We start from the raw sequence: 2,872 nt of genomic DNA on the forward strand, positions 1-2,872 counted from the left end.
GGAACTCAACTACGGAGTCGATCTATCAACCATCTGAGGGTGGTATCAGATTGATGGGGTGAAGGTGCCCCATCAACCATTAAATCCGTATACCCAGAAAAAATACTTCCATGTTGAAGGGGCAAGACACTGGGTGTTTGCGATCTGATGATCGGATTAATGGCATAAGCCAACGGTTGCGGCTGTTTTCAGCATCGACCGTTCTGATCGTAAGGCACATTAAAATACGTAGTGCAGTGAATCCCTACAATCCGACATGGAACGCTTATTTGGAGCGCCGCCATCGATCGATTTCCCCATTGTGAAGCTCGGTCATATCAAGGCTGTTGAGAGGCTTGAGCCGTATGAGGGGTGACTCTCAAGTACGGTTCTTAGGGGAGGATGGTGTGGTAACACACTGTCCTTACCCGACTAAAAGCACATATTGGAGTCGATGCCAAACGTGGCTTGGTGCATAGTTTCACCACCACTTCTGCCAATGAACATGACCTAAACCAAATCACTGAGCTCATGCATGGCGATGAGACGTTTGTCTCTGCTGACTCAGGCTACCGTGGCGTGGAAAAACGTGAGGAAACCAAAGATAAGACGTTGGAGTGGTTGATTGCGGAGATGCCAAGCAAGGTTCGGGAATGGAAAAAGCATCCCCGTATTAATAAAATCCCCATCAATACTGAGTACATAAAAGCGAGCATCAGAGCAAAAGTAGAGCACCCGTTTCGGATACTGAAGTGCCAGTTTGGGTTCCGCAAAGTGGTCTATAAAGGTCTATCAAAAAATGACAATAAGCTCGCGGTGTTGTTTGCACTGGGAAACATACTGCGAGTGGATCAGATGATAAGGTCTGCACGGGGTTAATCCGTCTTGATGATGGTAGTTGGAGCTTTTAAGCCTCCAACTAGGGAATAGACACACTAAAAACCGAGGTTTTAAGTAAATTAAAGAGCGAATCAGGCCAGCTGCGACTTAGTGCTAATAATCTGACTTAATCGCACGTTCCCTAACGTTGGGTTGACATTTCACTACAGACCATGCTAAAAAATTAGAGTCGAAATTCCGAATCAAGGACTGATTTTCATGGAAAATATTCAAGCACTTTACTATTCTCTCGAGCTTATATCCTTTCAAGATCTTTCGAATATTCCTCATGAATCACAGGCAGAGTTAGCTATGAAAATCGAGGATCTTCAAGACCACTTAAAATTAGTCATAGATGAGCATCCACCCTCTTCATCAAAGCAGCAATTAGATTTACTCTAAAAGTAACATTACACCTATTTTTCACAATATATCTCACTGTTCAACTAGAGATTAAAACTAGCGACACTAAAGAATGTGTGACTGTTGTCACACTCAAAAGCAAGCTTGTACCCACTGTTAACCAAAATTCACGCGCCCACGCTGTTCACGATATCAGCATGAATGATTTACTCAATGTGCTATAACGAAGTGATATTTCGGATAAACTAAAGGCGCTACTCACTGGCCGCTCACTCGTCATTTTTAATTCTGTATACGACATTCGCCCGAATGATGATGCAAACCGAGAACGCGTTTTATAAACCCACTGAGTGGACAGCCGACATTAAAAGACATTGCGCCATAGAGATAGCCGCCCAAAAGTACGGTCCCACGAATAAGTGCGGCACGATCTCATTGATCAATGACGCAGCTCATGCTGGCGTGAAATGGAAAGGGTCGGCACACAGTGCGGTTGCAGACACACTGGCTTTGGTGGATTTAGTTAACACAATAGGGTGATTGACTATAAGTGATGTACAAACGGAGTATGAGGCTTATTGGGACTGCCCAAAATGCGCCCAGCACGCATCAGAACACGACAAAGCGGTTGACGATGATAGGGAACTTTTTTACGTTATATACCCATAGGAAGACGATATAGATGACGACGAACTCGAACAGTGCGGTCACGAATATAGAGTAAAAAAATAAGGACGAGCTATGTTTAAACGTATTTCTTTTGCGATCTTTCTCGCTGTTTTTGTTCATAATCTGGCTAATGCGGCCCCAGCCAATTTTGACCAAGCAAAAACCTTGCTACGCCAACACGTCTATTTCGATCAAAACACCCAGGGCGATTTGTATTGCCGCTGCCAATGGGATTGGCGAGGTCGATCAGGCGGGTCTATATCCAGCCAAAACGCGGCCGCGTGCGGACTGGATCAATCCTATCAGCCAACCCGTGCTCAACGCACTGAATGGGAGCATGTCTTTGCGGCAAGCAATGCCGCCAACCATTTTCCTTGTTGGCGCGAAGACGGTCGCGGCAATTGTCAAAAAACAAATCCCACATTCAATGCCATGGAAGCCGACATGCACAACCTCACCCCGGTCGTTGGGTCTTTACCTGTCAAGGCATTTAGTAGACATTATCTCGCAGCCCTTTAACTATCTACTTTTTTCGGGATTCCACTTTAATAATAAGTTGACATAACTTTATAAGAACATTTTGGTGATATTTATGTTTATTTCAGCACGACATTTTAACCAAATAAATATGTTTATTCGACGATTTTCTCAGACGTTATTTTTGTTTGCTACGGCCTTTTCTTTTTGTACTCAACTAGCAATAGCGCATCCTGGAGGCGTTGACAAATACGGAGGACATACGTCGTCTAAAACAGGCAAATATCATTGTCACACAGAAAAATGTAAACGTGCTCAATTACAAGTTGAAAATGCTACCCAAGAAGCTAGGCGTGAAAAGCGCCAGTTTAGTTCAGTATATAATAGGGATGATTGGGATCATTGGTTAGGGAAACTGCGATTAAGTCCCCAATATGAGACAATGCCGATCTGACCATTACCTCAAGACCGAATGACATGAATCAGCTTTCCTTCGCCGATACCG

Annotated in this window: 4 protein-coding genes and 1 pseudogene; all 5 read left to right on the plus strand. The window is 44.0% G+C overall.

The genetic code is table 11. The features are described from left to right. Window positions 1-411 precede the first annotated feature (411 nt). Window positions 412-858: pseudogene (locus BUA59_RS23285) on the plus strand (IS5/IS1182 family transposase); the annotation flags it as partial. Between the two features lie 219 nt (window positions 859-1,077). After that, window positions 1,078-1,260 (plus strand): hypothetical protein, encoded by a 183-nt coding sequence (locus tag BUA59_RS23290; RefSeq protein WP_024024483.1) that lies wholly within the window; start codon window positions 1,078-1,080, stop codon window positions 1,258-1,260. Between the two features lie 270 nt (window positions 1,261-1,530). Then, complete coding sequence (locus BUA59_RS23295; RefSeq protein WP_051997762.1) at window positions 1,531-1,761, plus strand: hypothetical protein; 231 nt, start codon at window positions 1,531-1,533, stop codon at window positions 1,759-1,761. Window positions 1,762-1,962: 201 nt separating this feature from the next. Beyond that, window positions 1,963-2,409, plus strand: coding sequence for an endonuclease (locus BUA59_RS23300; RefSeq protein ID WP_072842470.1), 447 nt, complete (start codon window positions 1,963-1,965; stop codon window positions 2,407-2,409). A gap of 73 nt (window positions 2,410-2,482) precedes the next feature. Beyond that, window positions 2,483-2,821 carry a YHYH domain-containing protein gene (locus BUA59_RS24070; RefSeq protein ID WP_245813247.1) on the plus strand — a complete coding sequence of 113 codons (339 nt, stop codon included), beginning with the start codon at window positions 2,483-2,485 and terminating at the stop codon, window positions 2,819-2,821. Window positions 2,822-2,872 lie beyond the last annotated feature (51 nt).

Source organism: Marinomonas polaris DSM 16579, from assembly GCF_900129155.1.
Lineage (GTDB): Bacteria > Pseudomonadota > Gammaproteobacteria > Pseudomonadales > Marinomonadaceae > Marinomonas > Marinomonas polaris.